The 17,759-nt window shown below is 34.4% G+C and carries 20 protein-coding genes; 14 read left to right on the top strand and 6 right to left on the bottom strand.

Translation table 11 applies throughout. From position 1 onward, the window contains the following. Positions 1-8: 8 nt before the first annotated feature. Both AC5LWL_RS13940 and AC5LWL_RS13935 read right to left on the bottom strand, forming a co-directional pair. Entirely contained in the window at positions 9-329 is a 321-nt protein-coding gene (locus tag AC5LWL_RS13940) for a hypothetical protein (protein WP_493434865.1), read from the bottom strand. Between the two features lie 281 nt (positions 330-610). Continuing rightward, a complete protein-coding gene (locus tag AC5LWL_RS13935) occupies positions 611-883 on the bottom strand; it encodes a hypothetical protein (protein WP_493434864.1) in 273 nt (90 codons plus the stop codon). A 328-nt stretch (positions 884-1,211) separates the two neighbouring features. Here AC5LWL_RS13935 and AC5LWL_RS13930 point away from each other — a divergent pair, with 328 nt between their 5' ends. The 3 genes from AC5LWL_RS13930 (at position 1,212) to AC5LWL_RS13920 (ending at position 3,337) form a co-directional block, all read left to right on the top strand. Next, positions 1,212-1,859 carry a YcnI family copper-binding membrane protein gene (locus AC5LWL_RS13930; RefSeq protein ID WP_493434863.1) on the top strand — a complete coding sequence of 216 codons (648 nt, stop codon included), beginning with the start codon at positions 1,212-1,214 and terminating at the stop codon, positions 1,857-1,859. Positions 1,860-2,027: 168 nt separating this feature from the next. Next, on the top strand, positions 2,028-2,348 hold the full coding sequence (locus AC5LWL_RS13925) for an iron-sulfur cluster biosynthesis family protein (RefSeq protein WP_493434862.1): 321 nt from the start codon (positions 2,028-2,030) through the stop codon (positions 2,346-2,348). Positions 2,349-2,428: 80 nt separating this feature from the next. Beyond that, positions 2,429-3,337, top strand: a complete 909-nt coding sequence (locus tag AC5LWL_RS13920) for a PhzF family phenazine biosynthesis isomerase (RefSeq protein WP_493434861.1) — start codon at positions 2,429-2,431, stop codon at positions 3,335-3,337. A 237-nt stretch (positions 3,338-3,574) separates the two neighbouring features. Here AC5LWL_RS13920 and AC5LWL_RS13915 read toward each other — a convergent pair whose 3' ends face one another. Then, on the bottom strand, positions 3,575-4,144 hold the full coding sequence (locus tag AC5LWL_RS13915) for a dihydrofolate reductase family protein (protein WP_493434860.1): 570 nt from the start codon (positions 4,142-4,144) through the stop codon (positions 3,575-3,577). 538 nt (positions 4,145-4,682) lie between these two features. Beyond that, positions 4,683-5,153 (bottom strand): YrvL family regulatory protein, encoded by a 471-nt coding sequence (locus tag AC5LWL_RS13910; RefSeq protein WP_493434859.1) that lies wholly within the window; start codon positions 5,151-5,153, stop codon positions 4,683-4,685. Between the two features lie 190 nt (positions 5,154-5,343). Between AC5LWL_RS13910 and AC5LWL_RS13905 the strand changes: the two genes are divergently transcribed. From AC5LWL_RS13905 to AC5LWL_RS13895, 3 genes are read left to right on the top strand one after another with little or no spacing between them, the layout of a single operon-like run. Then, positions 5,344-5,679: a DMT family transporter gene (locus tag AC5LWL_RS13905; protein WP_493434858.1), complete on the top strand. Its 336-nt coding sequence runs from the start codon at positions 5,344-5,346 to the stop codon at positions 5,677-5,679. A gap of 6 nt (positions 5,680-5,685) precedes the next feature. Next, the gene (locus tag AC5LWL_RS13900) at positions 5,686-5,997 is read left to right on the top strand and encodes a DMT family transporter (RefSeq protein WP_493434857.1); all 312 of its coding nucleotides are present in this window, start codon (positions 5,686-5,688) and stop codon (positions 5,995-5,997) included. Positions 5,998-6,023: 26 nt separating this feature from the next. Next, on the top strand, positions 6,024-6,605 hold the full coding sequence (locus AC5LWL_RS13895) for a TetR/AcrR family transcriptional regulator (protein ID WP_493434856.1): 582 nt from the start codon (positions 6,024-6,026) through the stop codon (positions 6,603-6,605). 60 nt (positions 6,606-6,665) lie between these two features. On the opposite strand, the gene AC5LWL_RS13890 is transcribed toward AC5LWL_RS13895, so the two are convergent. After that, positions 6,666-7,793, bottom strand: coding sequence for an IscS subfamily cysteine desulfurase (locus AC5LWL_RS13890; protein WP_493434855.1), 1,128 nt, complete (start codon positions 7,791-7,793; stop codon positions 6,666-6,668). Between the two features lie 323 nt (positions 7,794-8,116). On the opposite strand from AC5LWL_RS13890, the gene nadB reads away from it, so the two are divergent. The 5 genes from nadB to AC5LWL_RS13865 all read left to right on the top strand — a co-directional run bounded on the left by nadB (position 8,117) and on the right by AC5LWL_RS13865 (position 13,929). Beyond that, positions 8,117-9,688 (top strand): L-aspartate oxidase, encoded by a 1,572-nt coding sequence (gene nadB / locus AC5LWL_RS13885; RefSeq protein WP_493434854.1) that lies wholly within the window; start codon positions 8,117-8,119, stop codon positions 9,686-9,688. Beyond that, entirely contained in the window at positions 9,657-10,493 is an 837-nt protein-coding gene (gene nadC / locus AC5LWL_RS13880; RefSeq protein WP_493434853.1) for a carboxylating nicotinate-nucleotide diphosphorylase, read from the top strand. Before nadB ends, nadC begins: the two co-directional genes overlap by 32 nt. Positions 10,494-10,517: 24 nt before the next feature. Then, the gene (gene nadA / locus AC5LWL_RS13875) at positions 10,518-11,624 is read left to right on the top strand and encodes a quinolinate synthase NadA (protein ID WP_493434852.1); all 1,107 of its coding nucleotides are present in this window, start codon (positions 10,518-10,520) and stop codon (positions 11,622-11,624) included. 191 nt (positions 11,625-11,815) lie between these two features. Then, the gene (locus AC5LWL_RS13870) at positions 11,816-12,235 is read left to right on the top strand and encodes a hypothetical protein (protein ID WP_493434851.1); all 420 of its coding nucleotides are present in this window, start codon (positions 11,816-11,818) and stop codon (positions 12,233-12,235) included. Between the two features lie 260 nt (positions 12,236-12,495). Continuing rightward, entirely contained in the window at positions 12,496-13,929 is a 1,434-nt protein-coding gene (locus tag AC5LWL_RS13865) for a hypothetical protein (protein ID WP_493434850.1), read from the top strand. 113 nt (positions 13,930-14,042) lie between these two features. On the opposite strand, the gene AC5LWL_RS13860 is transcribed toward AC5LWL_RS13865, so the two are convergent. After that, positions 14,043-14,177, bottom strand: a complete 135-nt coding sequence (locus AC5LWL_RS13860) for a hypothetical protein (RefSeq protein WP_493434849.1) — start codon at positions 14,175-14,177, stop codon at positions 14,043-14,045. Positions 14,178-14,826: 649 nt separating this feature from the next. On the opposite strand from AC5LWL_RS13860, the gene miaA reads away from it, so the two are divergent. The 3 genes from miaA to spoVK all read left to right on the top strand — a co-directional run bounded on the left by miaA (position 14,827) and on the right by spoVK (position 17,211). After that, on the top strand, positions 14,827-15,771 hold the full coding sequence (miaA, locus tag AC5LWL_RS13855) for a tRNA (adenosine(37)-N6)-dimethylallyltransferase MiaA (protein ID WP_493434848.1): 945 nt from the start codon (positions 14,827-14,829) through the stop codon (positions 15,769-15,771). A gap of 46 nt (positions 15,772-15,817) precedes the next feature. After that, positions 15,818-16,063, top strand: a complete 246-nt coding sequence (gene hfq, locus AC5LWL_RS13850) for an RNA chaperone Hfq (RefSeq protein ID WP_493434847.1) — start codon at positions 15,818-15,820, stop codon at positions 16,061-16,063. Between the two features lie 188 nt (positions 16,064-16,251). Continuing rightward, positions 16,252-17,211 (top strand): stage V sporulation protein K, encoded by a 960-nt coding sequence (gene spoVK, locus AC5LWL_RS13845; protein ID WP_493434846.1) that lies wholly within the window; start codon positions 16,252-16,254, stop codon positions 17,209-17,211. Positions 17,212-17,759: the final 548 nt, after the last annotated feature.

Genomic DNA, 17,759 nt, shown 5'->3' with positions numbered 1-17,759 from the left:
TTCAACCATTACAAACATGCTTGCTTTAGAATACTTAATCTGTTCTGAAACAAGCATGTTTTTTGTTGGAAAAGTAATATTAACTCAAACTTCGCACCATCAAATTCGTTTGCAAGTTTTGAAATTACTCGGTTTAAGAACAATAAAATGGGAGGCTTGTTTTTTAAAAGGTGAAAAAGTATATACTTTTTGAAATGTGAAGGCTGTCTAGCTCTAGCGCCTAGCCCCTGTGAGTATTGCCCCATGCTTCTAAAAGTAAAAAGCACTTTTTGAGTCATGTGAACATTTTTCTTCGGATCTGAATAAGGCGCTTGTGCTTTTCTATTCAACGTTGTTCTCCCAAAATATGCACTGTTAGTCTATTTCTATAAGATGGATGTTTTCACCCGTTCAACGACAGCAACTAATGGAGCAAAACGGCTTGATTGGAGTGGAAGGTGCGAGCCCCACGGAAAGCGAGCATCCTGAAACGAGAATTTTGCCCCTATTTATAAGGAATAATATTTGCAAAAAAACATCCTAAAAGACGAATCAATCACCCTTTTCTCATTGCTCTAAACCAAGTTATGCTAATACATGAAGAGGGATTTGTAACTGCAAAGTTTTGGTATTAATAATACGGTGGGAAATAGTTTGCATACGGATTGTAAAAAGAAGAAGGATAAATAGATGGATTATTTGGATAGTTGGAATGCATTGGCGAGAAATACTTATATGGATAGATAACGACTGGATTCCCAGATATAAAACCGGCTGAAGAAGGAACAGAACCATGCAAAATACCAGGAGCGCCAATTGCACCATGGACAATCGGAGGAGCAATAGGAGCGGCTCCAATAATAGGAGCGACATGTACACGGTTCTTCATTCGTGTAGGAAACATTTTTTTCACCTCTGATTTATTATATGTATTAAAAGGGATAATGGTACTTTTGGATAAATGAACCTCCCGTCAGTGAGTTTTTTTGATCCTGCACCAATCCGGCCTCGATTTCTCCGCATCCATCATCTGTCTATATTCATAAATAGATGGATAAAATGACAAATATAATTGATTCATAATAAAGGCAGTTCACAAAAAAGTCTCATTAAAGCAAGTCTTTACTATTTGATAAAGCATAGAGATTTGTTATGATAGGAAAGGTTAACACTGCTTATAAGATGTTAACTTTGTGAAAAAGGAAACAGATAGAGAAAAAGGAGATTTTGCAATGCTACATACTAAAAAAATGCTATTATCATTTCTGACCGTGTTTGCTGCGCTGTTTTTTCTAGCATTACCAGCAAGTGCGCATGTAACGGTAAAACCAGCTTCCTCTACAACTGAAGCTTGGGAAACATATTATATAAAGATTCCTGTTGAAAAAAATATTCCAACAACAAAAGTAGTTTTAAAAATTCCAGCAAATTTAGAATTTAAAATGTACGAACCAGTAGATGGGTGGAAAACAACAACAGAAAAAGATGCGAAAGATAAAGTGACAACTGTTGCATGGGAAGCAGCAAACGATGCTTCCGCTATTCAGGTAGGACAGTATCGAATTTTTTCTTTTACAGCAAAGAACCCGACAGAAGCTGGAACTGTTATATGGGATGCCTTTCAATATTATAACGATGGCAGTATTGTAGAATGGACTGGAGACGAAAATTCAGAACTTCCCCATTCTATTACAGATATTGTGAAGTCTGAATCGACAACAGACAGTCATGGACATAGTCATGATACGAAAGCAAATGAAACAGCAGATAAATCAGAACATAATCATGAAGAAGGTACATCACTAAGCACTATATTGTCTATAATCGCAATTATTATTTCTTTAGCAGCTATCATCTTGACCTTTGTAAAAAGAAAATAATAATAAAAATTTCATTTATTTGACATTTTTTGTATGATAGTAGAGCAGATGGTCTTCAAAATAAGTGCTTCTATCATATAATGATCAAATGAATAGGTTTAATTTTTTCTTTGGAATGGAATAAACCGTAGAGAGGATCTTTTCTTATAAAAAAGGAGTGGAGTAAAGATGAAGTTCACGATTACTGATGGTGCGAAAAGCAAGCTGCAAACATATGAAGTCCCAGAAGGAGCCAGCTTTAAAATTAGCTCCATCTTCAGTGGGGGCTGCAGCTACACGTATAATTACGATTTCTCATTAGATCATATAAATGCTGAAGATACTAAATTTGAAGATAATGGAATTGTCCTTTATTTGGATCAAATGACGTTAAAACATATTAATGAAGACTTAAAATTGGATTATGTGGAAGGAAAAGGATTTCGCTTAGTAGGACCAAGTCAAATTTATTCCTTTCATTTAGATGTGAAGCGAAAAATAACAGTTTAAGCCAAAAAAACTTTCCAGAAATGGAAAGTTTTTTTAAAACATACTTGTGGATGATATACTATAAAAAATGGAAAGAAGGGATGTTTTTGGGGAACAAGATAAAGGTTTACCATTATGATGCATTTAGTTCATTACCTAATAAAGGGAATCCAGCAGGTTCCGTTATAGATGCAGATGATTTAACAGATGAAGAAATGCAGACAATCGCTAGCCTGGTTGGTTTTAATGAAACAGCATTTTCTGTTAAATCAGAAATAGCGGATATAAAGCTTCGTTATTTTACACCTGGCCATGAAATGGATTTATGTGGACATGGAACAATGGCAATGATTTATGCCCTTTTGTCACATGGTAAGTGGAGTAAAGAGGACTTAACGATTGAGACTAAAGCAGGAATATTAAAGGTATTCGTTAAAGGTATAAAAGAAGGAAAATTTGAAATAACGATGAAGCAGACAGCTCCAGAATTTGAAGTGTTTGACGGGTCGATAAAAGAGCTTGCAGAATCCATTGGCATTTTAAAAGAGGACATCGATTTGAATTTTCCTATTGTTTACGGAAGTACAGGGGTATGGACACTATTAATTCCAATAAAAAATTTAGAAACCTTCCAGAAAATGACTCCACAGAATCAACTATTTCCTAACTTGTTACAAGAAAGACCACGTGCATCGCTGCATCCATTTTGTTTAGAAACATATCATGCAGATGCCATGATGCATGGTAGGCATTTTTCTTCCCCTTATTCTGGAACGGTTGAAGATCCAGTTACAGGCACTGCTTCTGGAGTAATGGGAGCGTATTATGCTAAATACATAAACAAAGGGTTGAAAGAAAAGGAAACAATAAGGTTAATTGTAGAACAAGGACAGGAAATAAATAAAGATGGGAAAGTTTTGGTGGAAGTTTGTCAATTGGAAAATGAAATCGAGGTTCAAATAACAGGAAGTGCAGTATATGTGAAAGAATGGATGTTTGAATACGACTAATCGTTGTTTTGTTAAGTAAGTTATTCTTTTCTTTTGGCTCTATGTGTAAGTTTGTTGATTTAATCGAAGGTTCTGTTTAATTTTAATTTCAATTAATAAAAAGAATGGAAACTCCTTTTCTCAGGGCTTTCCATTCTTTTTATAAGAATTCTATTCATCAGTAGAGTAAGTGGCATCTGGTAATCGAATATTGCTATATAATATTCATTATAATTTAACATATAATGAACGATATTATTAATTACCATTCCAATGATAGATTAGTTGCACAACGCCAGAAGAGAATGTTCTTGTGTCAACCATTTTCATATTTAACCGCTTTTTTATATCAATAAACATCGGTTTTCCTTCTCCTAAAATAACAGGATGAATGGATAATCTAAATTCATCCACAAGTCCTAAATTAATAAATGTTGTAATGAGACTTGCTCCGCCATATAGCCAGATGTTTTTACCAGGCTTATTCTTCATTTCCTTTGCTGTTTCAAGAATATTTTCATTTATCCATATTGCTTGTTTATCAGTTTCTATTTGTGTTCTAGAGAAAACATATTTTTCTTTAGCATGAATCAATCTCCAAAGTTCTTTTTCGGAATCAGGATCTTCCGTCTTTGGAGTATATTGTCCCCATAAATCGTAGCTTTTTCTACCATATAAAATAGTATCAATTTGATTTAAGAAATTGGTGAATCCCATATCAGGTTCCATAATGCACCAATCAACTTCTCCATTCTTTCCTTCAATAAAACCATCTAAAGTAACTGCTAAATCTAAAATTATTCTTCTCTGTTTTCTGTTATTTGACATAACTTTTCCTCCGTTTATTATTCAGGTATTCTTTCTTCTGCCTCATTTAATAGGAAATGCACAACAAATTTAGACAATCACTGGAAATTAAGTATGACGTTACTTCGCCTATCGATAAATAAGAACTAAACCGGATAATTAAAAAGACAGTTGGTAGCTATAACTTCATAAAGAGAATGTTTGTTCTTATTTTAATCATAACAAGTATTTGGGGTGGCATCAAATAACAATAAGTATCTTTAGCAGAGCTAATCTAAAAAGAGCCACATAATTTACACTTTATGAAAGGTGAATTATGTGGCTTTTCTTATCTTCTAGAGGAGAATATGAAACAAAATGAGATGCTGGATACCTTAGTGGTCGTATCCGCATCCAGGCTTCGAGTATAGGAAATACTAGAGAGCCGATGTTGCCACAAGGCTTGCAGGATACGAATTAATCGACGTTACAAAGGACGTTGCGTATTTTTCTAGTCAATTTCCCACTTTGATACCTCTAATTGGCAAGGCCAATGCTTAGTACTTGTATCCATTTTTCTTTAGTGCTGTTCAGGGCATTTGCGATTTTGTTCTTTTTTCGGCCCTTCATCAAATGCTAATTCGATTACACTGATTAAAACAGCAGCAAGCATTTGTATGTAACCGCCAAGTTGAATAGAATCCATTGCATTATCTAGAAAATGAATAATAATCCAATTAATAAAATAAACAAGCAGAAACCTCATAAAAAAACGGATTAGCTTACTGGGAACTAATAGATAGATACATATTGTTACCAATTTAATAAGGGAATCACCAATAACGCCAAGTAATAAATAAAAAAGAACAAACAAAAAAAGGGTATACAAGGAATCAAATTGTACATCTAGAAGTTTAAAAAATCCTAATAATCCAAAATAATAAACAGCAAAGATAAACGCAAAAGCAACTAAAACAAGAAAAAGAATCACGCTGACTATCAAAATTTTTGATTGAAAAGATTCTTTTTGAAATGACGGTTTAAGCTTCAAAACGAACACTCCTAAATAAAATAGATAAATATTGTTACTTATTTTTCAAAAGGTGTTTTTAATTTATACGATTAAAACGCTAAAAAAGTTTCGGCAGCAAAGAATTTGACATCTATAATAAATGGTGAGAAAATAACTACCGAACGGTCGGTAGGTAATATGGCTGATTTCTTCAATTGGAGGGAAATAGATGAATCGTTATTGGATGATGGTATTTGGAGCAGGTCTAATAGAAGTGCTTTGGGTAGCTGGATTAAAATATGCAGCAACACCATTAGAGTGGATTGGAACAGGATTAGCCATTGTATTTAGTTTTTTCCTGTTAATATATACAACAAATTTTTTACCAATTGGAACGGTATATGCTGTTTTTACAGGGCTTGGCACAATCGGAACGGTAATTGGAGAAATTGTTTTCTTTGGTGAGCCAATAGAGCCATTAAAGATCTTATTTATCGGGATATTGCTGATAGGTGTAATTGGATTAAAGATGGTAACAGATAAAGAACCAGGGAAAGAGAGCTGATGATGAATGGCATGGATTGCCTTGTTTGTAGCAGGATTATGTGAAGTAGCAGGTGTTCTTAATATAAAGAGACTAACTTTAAAGAAGTGGGATGCTGCCATCTATCTTGTGTTAGGATTTATAGTAAGTTTTGCGATGTTGACTTACGCTTTAAAAACCATTCCGATGGGAACAGCATATGGAATTTGGACCGGAATTGGCACAATTGGTTCGGCGTGCATCGGCATGTTTTTATATGATGAACCGAAAGAATGGAAAAGACTGTTGTTTATTGGCATGATTTTAGCAGCGACAATCGGATTGAAATTGATTTCCTAAAAAGTCTTATAGGAGGAGGCAGCTCCATGAAACGAGAAGAATTAAAACAGGCTGCATTAAAATATTTTACCGAAAATGGATATGAGGGTACTTCCCTAAACCAAATTGCAGAAGAAGCAGGTATTAAGAAATCTTCCATTTATGCACATTTTAAGGGGAAAGATGAGTTGTTTTTAGAAGTGCTTCGTGAAGCAAAGGACGTAGAAATAAGATTAAAGGAAACCTATTTTCAACAAAATGATACGAGCAATGTGGCAGCATTTTTACATGGTTATTTAGTAAATATAGTAGAAATGTTTCAGCAATATGAAAGCTTAAAGTTTTGGCTGCGAATGGGATTTCTTCCTCCAGTACATCTATATAAAGAAGTACAGCAAGAGGTAGTAGAGGTGGAAGCATTTCAAGAAAGGCTGCTGAAAAAAACTTTTCAACAATGGATGGACAAAAATGCGATAACATCTGAAGAAAATGCAGAAACGATCACAGTTGCTTTTACTGGAATGGTGATGGCGATCATGGTAGAGCTCGCTTATTTTAATACATCCGATCAAGTGGACAAAAAACTGGACGCTTTATGGAAGGTGTTTTGGCGGGGAATAACTATTTAATGGAAAAAAGTGCAGAGATAGCAGTAATCTCGCACTTTTTTTAACACCGAAAGCTTTTAACTAAACAAGTGCTTCTTTCATAATCTCTTCTAATGTCTCTGCATATTGTTCTACCTCTTGTATCGTTGTTTCTTTTCCAAATGAGATTCGAATAAACTCCTTCGCTTGTTCATCTGATAGTCCCATTGCCTTCATTGATTTTGATGGAGTTTGCAGTCCAACTTGACAGGCGCTTCCAGTAGATATAGCATACCCTCTTCGATTGCTTTCCAACATCACCCATTGACCTTCCATGCGATTTATTCGCAATCCAATAATAGAAGGAAGCTGCGAATTGCAGATGATTGGATGAACAGCAGGAAGTTTTTTTATTTTATTAATAAAGGCGTTATGGAGTTGTTTATAATGAAGATGATTTTGTTCCAACTGCTTTATCGCCTTTTGGCCAGCAATGGTCATTGCCACAATTCCTGCCGTATTTAATGTTCCAGGACGAAATCCCCCTTCATGTGTGGTTCCTGGATAAAAACCATCCCAGCTATGTTTTGGATGAATATAAGCAACACCAACTCCTTTTGGACCATAAAATTTATGACTGGAAATAGAAAAACCATCTAGTTTTTTAGCGAAAGAATCAACAGGAAGTTTGCCGAAACTTTGGACTAAATCACTATGAAAAAGAATCGAATATTTTTTGCAAAGAGAGCCAATTTCTTTAATAGGCTGAATAGCACCTGTTTCAGCATTGACATGATGAATGGAGACAAGTGCAGTATTTGCTGTTAGCTTTTTCTCTAAAAGTTTTAAGTCTATTAATCCACCAGTTGTGGAAGGAAGATAAGAAATTTCGTATCCTTGTTTTTCTAATATTCTCATGGTGCTGTGAATAGAAGAGTGCTCTGCCATTGTAGTAACGATATGTTTTTTATGCTTCGGCTGTTTAGAAAGCAGTGCATGAATCGTTAAAAAATTACTTTCTGATCCTCCACTTGTAAAATACAGTCCGTTTTTCTCCACCCCTAATAAGATAGAAAAATCACTGCGGCATTGTGCAATTATAGATGAAACGGTTCCTCCCATATCATGAAGACTATTTGAATTGGCAAAATAGTTCGCCGCAACTTCTACATATGCTGCGGCTGCATCCTTATCTAATGGACTGGTTGCAGCATAATCTAAATAAATCATTGTAGTTCCTCCAAATCAGTGGCTTAAAGAGGTTGTTCAAAAAGTCCGGTAAAAATGACACGTCGAATTTCTTCGTTGGCGTCACTTTCAAAGTGAAGCCGCCTTGAACTTCTGGGTCCTTTTTATCTTCCTTTTTGAACACGCACTTAAAAAGTAAAACTTCCGTAAAAATCATTTTTCTAATTTCTTGTAATTTGATCGCACTTGCTTTACTGGTATTCATTTCATCCTAAGAATGAAATTTAAAAAGAAAATACTTGTCATAAGTTTAAATCTATGTAAATATAAGTGTCAAGACACCTGTTAAGAGAGAGGGAGAAAATATGCAAGCTGATGTTTTAATTATTGGAAGTGGAATTGCAAGTTTGCAATTGGCAAAGTTGATTTCTAATCATTTAAATGTGATTATTCTCACAAAATCAAAAATAGTGCACAGCAATTCTTATCTAGCACAAGGAGGAATTGCAGCTACCGTCAGCAAACAAGATGACTTCAAAAAACACGGACTTGATACAATCGAAGCAGGAAGATTTCATAATAATACAGATGTAGTAAAGACAATCACGAAAAAAGCCCCTGACTTAATTCAGGAATTAGTGAGAGACGGCTGTGCTTTTGACAGGGATAAGAACGGGGAGTTACTGCTTGGCATGGAAGGAGCGCATAGCGAAAAACGAATTGTGCATGGCGGTGGAGATGCAACTGGTAAAAGGGTGGTAGAATTTTTAACAGATTCGCTAGGAAACAATGTAACGATAATAGAGGACTTTTTTGTTGATGAATTATTACAAAACAATCAAAAAGAGTGTATTGGAGCAAAAGGGGAATATATAAGTGGTCAACAAGATTGTTTTTTTGCAACACATACGGTGATTGCTACAGGTGGATGCGGACAAATTTATTCCTTTAGCTCCAGTGAAAAAACAATCACAGGTGATGGGATAGCACTTGCTTATTTGAGTGGCGCTGCTATAACAGACATGGAATTTGTGCAATTTCATCCAACATTGCTTTCGATTGAGGGAAAAACGAAAGGACTTATTTCTGAAGCTGTGAGAGGAGAAGGTGCTAGGCTTGTAACGGAGCAGGGTGTTTATATTATGGAGAATGTGCATCCTTTTAAAGATTTAGCTCCAAGGCATATAGTCTCCCAAACGATTTACAGCTATTTGAAGAAAGGTGAAAAAGTTTATTTAGATATTAGTAGTATCAGTGACTTCGAACAACATTTTCCTTCTATTACAAAAATATGTAGGCGAAATGGCGTTGATTTAGCAGAGAAAAAAATTCCAGTTGCACCTGGCTGCCATTTTTTAATGGGGGGAATTGAAGCTGATTTGTTTGGAAGAACAACGGTTAAAGGTTTATATGCAATCGGGGAAGCGGCATGTACTGGTTTTCATGGAGCAAACCGATTAGCTAGTAATTCTTTATTAGAAGGCTTATTTATGGGCAAGCAGCTTGCTGAATATATCCATACAACAGATTATCGTCCTGCTTCTTATTTTGTTCATAAGAGAAGAGAAATAGATCATGGTAATAAGCCTATTCTACCTGATCAAAATACAATTAAAGCAAGGATGATGGAATGTGTTGGGATTGTCAGAAATGAAAGGGGCTTACAAAACCATCTTCAGTGGCTGGAGAGCTGCGGTATAAAGGACTCTATTCCTTATAATCTAGATGTATTTTCTTCAAAGGATAAGGAAATCATTTTTATGTTAATGACTTCCTGGTTTATAACAAAATCTGCTTTGGCAAGAACAGAAAGCAGAGGAGGTCATTTTCGTGAAGATTTTCCCGAAGAAAAAGAAGAATGGTTTAAAAGGAAGATTATCCATAAATTAGAAGAGGCAGGAATCTATGAATATAATAAAATTGCGAAAACAACTTGAATCTTTTTTTATTGAAGATATTGGAGAAAGAGATGTTACAACAGATACGATTTTTCCAGTTGAAGCACTCGGGAAAATTGTTTTTTTAGCCAAAAGCAATGGGATTTTTTGTGGAGAAACCGTTATTGAATTAGGTTTTCATGTACTTGAACCATCCATGGAGATAACCTTGCATATCAAGGATGGAGAAAAAATAGAGGTAGGGCAAGAAATTGCAACAGTTAAAGGCACTATTAGAAATCTTTTAAAAGGAGAGCGGGTTGTCCTTAATCTGATACAAAGAATGAGCGGCATCGCAACAAAAACAAAAGAGGCAGCGGACATATTGAATAGTCCCTATACAAAAATTTGTGATACGCGAAAAACGACTCCCGGCTTGCGAATGCTTGAAAAATATGCTGTAACAGTCGGTGGAGGCTTTAATCATCGCTATGGTTTGTATGATGCGGTCATGATTAAGGATAATCATATTTCGTTTGCTGGATCGATTAGCAATGCGGTGAAAACGATTAAACAATCAATTGGTCATATGGTGAAGGTGGAAGTAGAGACAGAAACAAAGGCACAAATGCTAGAAGCCTTGCAAGCAGGAGCCGATGTGATTATGTTTGATAATCGACATCCAGATGAAATTAAAGAATGGATAAGGGATATTCCTGAAACTGTCACAACGGAGGCATCTGGAGGCATTACTTTAGACAACATTGCCTCCTATAAGGATTGTGGCGTTGATTATCTCTCTCTCGGCTTTTTGACTCATTCTGTTTGTTCATTAGATATTAGTGTAAAGGTCAGCATGTCATAATCGAAATGTGGGGGATGGGGAACGATGAATATTTTGGAACAATTGCAAATGGATAAAAAACAAATTCCAGACAAATATTTAAAGATGTCAACGAAAGAATTAGAAGATAGAGCAGAGAAAGTAAAAAGGACAATGGGAAAGCGGCTATTTGTCCCTGGTCATCATTATCAAAAGGACGAGGTTATTCAGTTTTCTGATACAACCGGAGACAGTTTAAAACTTGCTCAAGTAGCTGCTGAAAACAAGGAAGCAGAATATATTGTTTTTTGCGGTGTGCATTTTATGGCAGAAACTGCTGATATCTTAACAACAAACCAACAAAAAGTGTATCTTCCTGATATGAGAGCAGGCTGTTCGATGGCCGATATGGCCGATATTTATCAAACGGATCGTGCATGGGGAAAATTGCAGCAGCTTTTTGGCGACACAATTATTCCGCTCACATATGTAAATTCAACCGCAGCTATTAAAGCGTTTGTTGGGATAAATGGAGGAGCTACTGTTACTTCATCAAATGCAGAAAAAATGGTTACTTGGGCATTTACGCAAAAAGAAAGACTGCTATTTTTACCAGATCAACATTTAGGAAGAAATACTGCCTTTCGTTTAGGCATACCATTGGAAAATATGGCAGTATGGAATCCGATTACAAATGAGCTCGAGTATGATGGTCCATTGGATACTATTCAAGTTATTTTATGGAAAGGACATTGTTCTGTCCATGAAAATTTTACTGTGAAGAATATTGCAGAAGTTAGAGCACAATTCCCTGAAATGAAAATTATCGTTCATCCAGAATGTAGACGAGAAGTTGTAGAATTATCCGATTATGCTGGATCTACCAATTATATAATAGAATGCATTCAAAATGCTGCACCTCATACTTCTTTTGCGATAGGAACAGAAATGAATTTAGTAAAACGGATCATAAAAGAACATAAAGATAAACATATCATTTCTTTAAATCAAAATATGTGCCCATGTTTAACCATGAATCGAATTGATTTGCCCCATTTTGTCTGGTGTTTAGAATCTCTGGAAGCAGGATTTGAAACGAATCAGATTATTGTAGAAGAACCTGTAGCAAGCAATGCACGCTTAGCATTAGAAAGGATGCTGACTATTTCTTAATTTATAGAGGTAAGAATGATTAGAATGAAATGATTTTTAGTAAAAAAACTGTTGATAAGCATATTTATCGACAGTTTTTTTCATTTTTTTCCGTTTTTTTGTAACTTTTTCTTCTTTCATTCGTTCATATATATAGATGCAAATTTTTAAAAAACATATTTGGAAACTGCTAAAGGAGATGTGAGAAGAAAATGTGGATTACAATATTTTTGCTGCTGCTCTTTTCCATCGGACAATACCGAAATATAACCCATCCAAAGGAGCCGCGATTAACGAGGGTGGATATTGCGAATCAAACAGATCTTGAAAATAAAATGATTGTCGACGATAATGCTTTGATTGAATTGCAAAAGGTTTGGGAAAATGTTCTATGGGAGCAATCCAAAAGGAATATGGCTAGAGTAGAAGATGTTGATATTCAGCTTTTTTATGAATATAAAACAGATTTTCCTGAAAATATTGAAAATTATAAAATATGGTTTTCTGTTAATGGCAGTACTGAAATTATTAATCCAATAGAGCATACATACGTAAAATTAGATGGAGAAAAGGCAAAAAAACTGAAAAATATTTTGCTGCATAAAACGGTAAAAAAAACAGCAACACCTTAAAACGTAATTAAATAGTAGGAAGGCCGAGGAGGTTTTATCGTTATAAAATATATCTGTTTTATAACGATAAAACCTCTTTTATTCGATAAATGAATAGGCTTGCTCTTAATGGACCACTTGGGCAAAATGGACGCTTGGCAACACAGATCGAATAATGACAAATAAACAGGAATATTATAAGATAGGTGTAAAAAGAGGGAAATATTGGAGTGTGATAAAGAGAAAGATCGCAGCCAATTGAAAGAGGGGAAGAAAGAAAATTGTTTTTTTATAAAAAAAGTCTGAATACAGTGAATAAATATAATGGAAGCGAATTATATGAAATAGCGTATGTTTTAACTGGAAATCTTCAATACGCACATCAATTAGTAGAAACTAGCTTTACTTCATTAAATTATTCATTATTTAGAACAAATGAAGAACTATTATTACATAATTTATGGAAACAATATAAAAAACAGCCGAAAACGGATTCGTTTGTATCGTTGTCCAACCATAAGTACCCATTGTTAACTAACCTTTCAAAGCTTTCAGAAATGGAACGAATGATGGTTATTCTTCGTTATCATAAAAAATATTCCATAAAAAAAATGGCCAAAATCTTTTTTTTATCACCAAGAAAAATAAGAGGTCATTTACTTCATGCTATTCCAATTTGGATTGAAAACAACCCTTTGATTGTTTTAGAGCAGCTTTCTAATTTATTTCAAGCAGAAATAGATGCGCTGCAATTGAATCATAAGCCAATTGAAAAAATAAATAAACAATTCATAATTGATCAACCTAAAGGCGTTTCCAAAAAGAAGTTATATTATTGCAGTGCATGTATTGCCTTATTTCTTTTTTTCGGAGGCTCCATGGATAATGCTTTACTTTATAAAACAAGAGCAAGTGAAGGACCAGATATCTTAAAGATTTATAAAGAAGGTACATTACCACAAATTGTTGACGAAAAATTAAAAAAAATCGGCTTTTCTGATTACAATGTATATGCAAACTATATGGAACGCTCGTTTTCAATTAATACTTCAAATAAAAAAGTGAACGAAGAAAAGGAGCAAATTACTTCTATAGTAGCTTCAGTTTTACAAGAACAGCATTTTGATTATACGGTGCAATTTGAATATTATGAACCATATGAAGAAGATGAAACATCAATAGATTCTGAGGCAAAAAAATTAGAGGAGGTTCACAGAAAAATCGAGAAAGAAGCAAGTGAAAGAATGGATTTTGATTCTCAGTTTACTTCTTTTTATTTCGATGGGGAAAAATGGGGGGCATGGGTACCTGATGATATAAGTGATGCAAAGTTAGATAAGAATAGAAATACGTTGAAAACCATTATAAAAAAGTATGGAGAAAATGAAAAAATTTCTTTTCATTATTATAATAAAAAAGAATTGGAAGCAGAGCAAAGATGGTATCAGCTATTCGAGTATATAACAGAAGGGATAGCGAAAAATCCTCAATATCTATTTAAATCGCTGGAGTTAGATTACATAAATGGAGTTATCCAAGTGAATATTAATACAAACTATTTTTTTGAAGATAAAGGGAACGAACCAATTGTTCGTGAAATAAAAAGGGGAATAAATGCTTTTCTACAAGCTAAGGAAATAAAGGAAATCATTAATGAGGATAAGTATGAGATAAATATCCTTGCTGCTTCTGGAAATAAATTAAAAGAAGAGTAAATGAACTAGTTAACAGCTGGAAACTTGAGGATTCTTCTCATTTTAAGCAGAAAAAAAATCAATAGAGAGTAGACAAAGTATTCATAAACACTTTGTCTACAGGGAAGATCTATCTATTTATGTGAAGCATTCTTTTCTTCTAAAAATTCTCCAAGTTCATCATCTAATTCTAGATATTCATCAGCAGAGGAGAATTCATCATCTTCTTGAGTGATTTGAAAAAAGTTAAATAATTGTTTGATCATCATTAATCACCTTTATATTTTATGTTTTTATAACAATTAGGATGTCCGTCAGTGCTAGTTCTTATACGAAAAAAAAGGGAATAATGCGAGGGATTTGTAGCGAATGTCCATTTGGAAAAATATTGGTACATTAAGATTTCTAATGCTGAGAGGAAATCAGGAGTTATAGTAATAGCTAAGAATGGGATGAGCTTACAATAGAAACGGTTTATAGGAAAAACTTTCTTTTGAAAGAACGAAACTATATATGTTTTTGTATAAATGGTTATAATAGCGGCAATAATGCATAGATGTTAACCAACGTTTTTTTAAAATAAGAAAGTATAAAAGTTTTCCACTTAGATTAGTGGCTAGCGCCAGCAGCCAGCCATTGTGAATATTGTCTCTTATCTCTAAAAGTAAAGAACTCTTTTTAAGTCAAGAGAACATTTTTCTTCGAGGCTAAACAAGGCGCTTGCGCTTTTCTATTGTCTAGCTCCAGCGCCTAGCCCCTGTGAGTATTGCCTCCAGCCTCTAAAAGTAAGAAACACTTTTTGAGTCTGGAGAACATTTTTCTTCGAGGCTAAACAAGGCGCTTGCGCTTTTCTTATGGTAAAATATATTCAATAGTCAGGCTTTATAGACTAAATGAAGGTGAAGGCAGTGGAGTGGATTGACAAGAAGAGAAAAGGTTGTTGTGTTGATAGGTCCAACAGCTGTTGGTAAGACGAAATTAAGCATTGAATTAGCGAAACGTTTTAATGGTGAAATCATTAGCGGTGATTCCATGCAGATATATAAAGGGATGAATATAGGAACAGCAAAAATTAAACAAGAAGAAATGGAAGGAATCCCACATCATCTTATTGATATTATAAATCCAGATGATAGTTTCTCTGTTGCTGAATTTCAAACATTAGTCAGAGAAAAAATTTCCGAAATTACGAATCGAGGAAAAACTCCATTTATTGTTGGGGGAACAGGCTTGTATATTCAATCTGTTTTGTATGATTATCAATTCCAAGAAACACCAACAGATCATCATTATCGAAAAGAGCTGGAATCTCTAGCAGAACAAGAAGGATCGAAAGCAATTCATGTTTTATTAGAAAAGGTAGACAGCGAGGCTGCAAGCAAAATTCCACATCAAAATGTTCGGCGGGTTATCCGAGCACTAGAAGTGTTTCATGTAACAGGAAAAAAAGCTTCAGAGTGGCAGAAGGAACAGAAGAAAGAACTATTATACGATGCAGCGATAATAGGTTTAACAATGGAAAGAGAACTATTATACAGCCGGATTAATGAACGAGTAGAAATAATGGTAACAGAGGGACTTATAGAAGAAGTGAACTATTTTTATCAGTTAGATTTAAGAGATTGTCAAGCGATTCAAGCGATAGGCTATAAGGAATTGTATAAATATTTTGATGGTTTTCTTTCATTGGATGAAGCAATTGACGAATTAAAACAAAACTCAAGGCGTTACGCCAAAAGGCAATTAACTTGGTTTCGCAATAAAATGAGTGTAAAATGGTTTGATATGACAGATAGTGTAAGAAACCGTGACATTAGAAAAAAAATAATGGAAATTTCGACATATCTGGAAGGAAAGCTTTAATTAAAAATAGAATACATACTATTAGAGAGAAAAGAGGAGGATTTTCATGAAACAATCGGTTAATATTCAAGATCAATTTCTAAATCAACTACGAAAAGATGGTACAAGTGTTACAGTTTTTTTATTAAATGGATTTCAAATTCGCGGAATTATAAAAGGTTTTGATAATTTTACTGTTCTATTTGAATCAGAAGGAAAACAACAATTAGTATACAAACATGCCATTTCAACATTTTCTCCATTAAAAAATGTTCAAATTGATTTAGAGGGAAATCAAGCCAATCAAGCATAAATTTGAGAAACTTCACGTAAGCATTATACGTGAAGTTTTTTTTATGGAAAAAAGCGAAGTGGTTTAAAAAGTAGGTCTTTTTTTTACTATTTCTAATGAATAAGCTAACGTGTAAATATACATATATGGGGCAATGGAGGAGAGATAATTAGTAGCCGTGGGCTTCTGTCCCTGAGGAGGTGTGGCTTTTGGAACATCCAATAAGGATGAAAAATAATGGACAGATTAGCGTTGTTATTAACTCGCAGAAGAAGAAGGTTCTCCCAAGAGACCTGCCGGAAGCAAATATAATCCCCAAAAAAATACCTAGTGAACATGCTGCACTTAGGGAAATTGAAGAAGAATTAGGAAGCCTTGTTGGCATGGATGAAATGAAAAAAATGATTAAAGAGATATACGCTTGGATTTATGTGAATAAAAAAAGAGAAGAAAATGGTTTGAAAACTGGAAAGCAAGCACTTCACATGATGTTTAAAGGAAATCCAGGTACAGGGAAGACAACGGTTGCTAGATTAATCGGCAAGTTATTTCAAAAAATGAATGTCCTGTCAAAAGGCCATTTAATAGAAGCGGAACGTGCTGATTTAGTTGGTGAATATATTGGGCATACGGCACAAAAGACAAGGGATTTAGTGAAAAAGGCACTTGGCGGAATTTTATTTATTGACGAAGCCTATTCGTTAGGAAGAGGTGGGGAAAAAGATTTTGGCAAGGAAGCAATTGATACACTTGTCAAGCATATGGAGGATAAACAGCATGAATTTATATTAATTCTTGCAGGTTATTCAAGGGAAATGGACTTTTTCTTGTCATTAAATCCTGGGCTTCATTCTAGATTTCCTCTTGTTATTGACTTTCCTGATTATACAACAGATCAATTAATGGAAATTGGCAATCGAATGTTAGAGGAGAGAGAGTATACCTTAAGTCATGAAGCCGAAAAGGTTTTGAAGGAACATTTAACCTCTATTCGAACAATTCACCTTCCGAAAACCTTTTCAAATGGCAGGTATGTTCGGAATATAATTGAAAAATCAATAAGGGCTCAATCGATGAGGCTGTTAATGTTAAGTCGTTATGATCGTCATGAATTAATGACGTTACGAAGCAATGATTTAGTTTTGGAGGAAAAGGAAAAAGGATACTAACATATAGTACTCTGAAAAGGGCTTTTGGGTTCACTCGAATAGTCCGCAGTAATAATACACTTGGCTTTCCATGGGGCGAGCGGCGAGCCTGACTTGCAAATCCCATAGGAGTCTTCGTGTATTCTGACTGCTGCCTGCCTGTAAACGTAAGAAAATCTGCTTTATACCATGTGCCATGGTGCAAACTTTGGGTCCATGGGTGTATACATTGATCAATGTTCGTTCTTTCGTTTCTTTGTTAGAAATAAAGGTTAAAAAATTCACTTGTATTATTGAACACTAACAACTTGGTTAGTGTTTTTTTTAGGGAATAATATAGTTTTTTGTTGCATATTGTCACTTTTTTTAGAAGTAACTTAATGTAAGAAAAAAAGCTGTTTTTCATGTATAGAGTATGCTACTGTATATTAACATAGATGGGTGAACGAGAAATGTTCTTTTCGGAAACAAAGAAGAAATTTGATTTATAATGATAAAAATAATATATCGGCAATAATAAGGTATATGTTAGGAAAGAAAACGTTTTTTTGTTATAATATGAGAATCAA

Source organism: Niallia sp. WK069_GA_01 (genome assembly GCF_983173855.1).
This window is presented reverse-complemented; position numbering and strand designations above follow the sequence as displayed.

Bases quoted from the DNA above. Each gene is read 5' to 3' on its own strand.
- AC5LWL_RS13935 (WP_493434864.1), bottom strand. From the start codon at position 883: ATGTTTCCTACACGAATGAAGAACCGTGTACATGTCGCTCCTATTATT.
- AC5LWL_RS13930 (WP_493434863.1), top strand. From the start codon at position 1,212: ATGCTACATACTAAAAAAATGCTATTATCATTTCTGACCGTGTTTGCT.
- AC5LWL_RS13925 (WP_493434862.1), top strand. From the start codon at position 2,028: ATGAAGTTCACGATTACTGATGGTGCGAAAAGCAAGCTGCAAACATAT.
- AC5LWL_RS13920 (WP_493434861.1), top strand. From the start codon at position 2,429: ATGTTTTTGGGGAACAAGATAAAGGTTTACCATTATGATGCATTTAGT.
- AC5LWL_RS13915 (WP_493434860.1), bottom strand. From the start codon at position 4,144: ATGTCAAATAACAGAAAACAGAGAAGAATAATTTTAGATTTAGCAGTT.
- AC5LWL_RS13905 (WP_493434858.1), top strand. From the start codon at position 5,344: ATGAATCGTTATTGGATGATGGTATTTGGAGCAGGTCTAATAGAAGTG.
- AC5LWL_RS13900 (WP_493434857.1), top strand. From the start codon at position 5,686: ATGGCATGGATTGCCTTGTTTGTAGCAGGATTATGTGAAGTAGCAGGT.
- AC5LWL_RS13895 (WP_493434856.1), top strand. From the start codon at position 6,024: ATGAAACGAGAAGAATTAAAACAGGCTGCATTAAAATATTTTACCGAA.
- AC5LWL_RS13890 (WP_493434855.1), bottom strand. From the start codon at position 7,793: ATGATTTATTTAGATTATGCTGCAACCAGTCCATTAGATAAGGATGCA.
- nadB (WP_493434854.1), top strand. From the start codon at position 8,117: ATGCAAGCTGATGTTTTAATTATTGGAAGTGGAATTGCAAGTTTGCAA.
- nadC (WP_493434853.1), top strand. From the start codon at position 9,657: ATGAATATAATAAAATTGCGAAAACAACTTGAATCTTTTTTTATTGAA.
- nadA (WP_493434852.1), top strand. From the start codon at position 10,518: ATGAATATTTTGGAACAATTGCAAATGGATAAAAAACAAATTCCAGAC.
- AC5LWL_RS13870 (WP_493434851.1), top strand. From the start codon at position 11,816: ATGTGGATTACAATATTTTTGCTGCTGCTCTTTTCCATCGGACAATAC.
- AC5LWL_RS13860 (WP_493434849.1), bottom strand. From the start codon at position 14,177: ATGATGATCAAACAATTATTTAACTTTTTTCAAATCACTCAAGAAGAT.
- hfq (WP_493434847.1), top strand. From the start codon at position 15,818: ATGAAACAATCGGTTAATATTCAAGATCAATTTCTAAATCAACTACGA.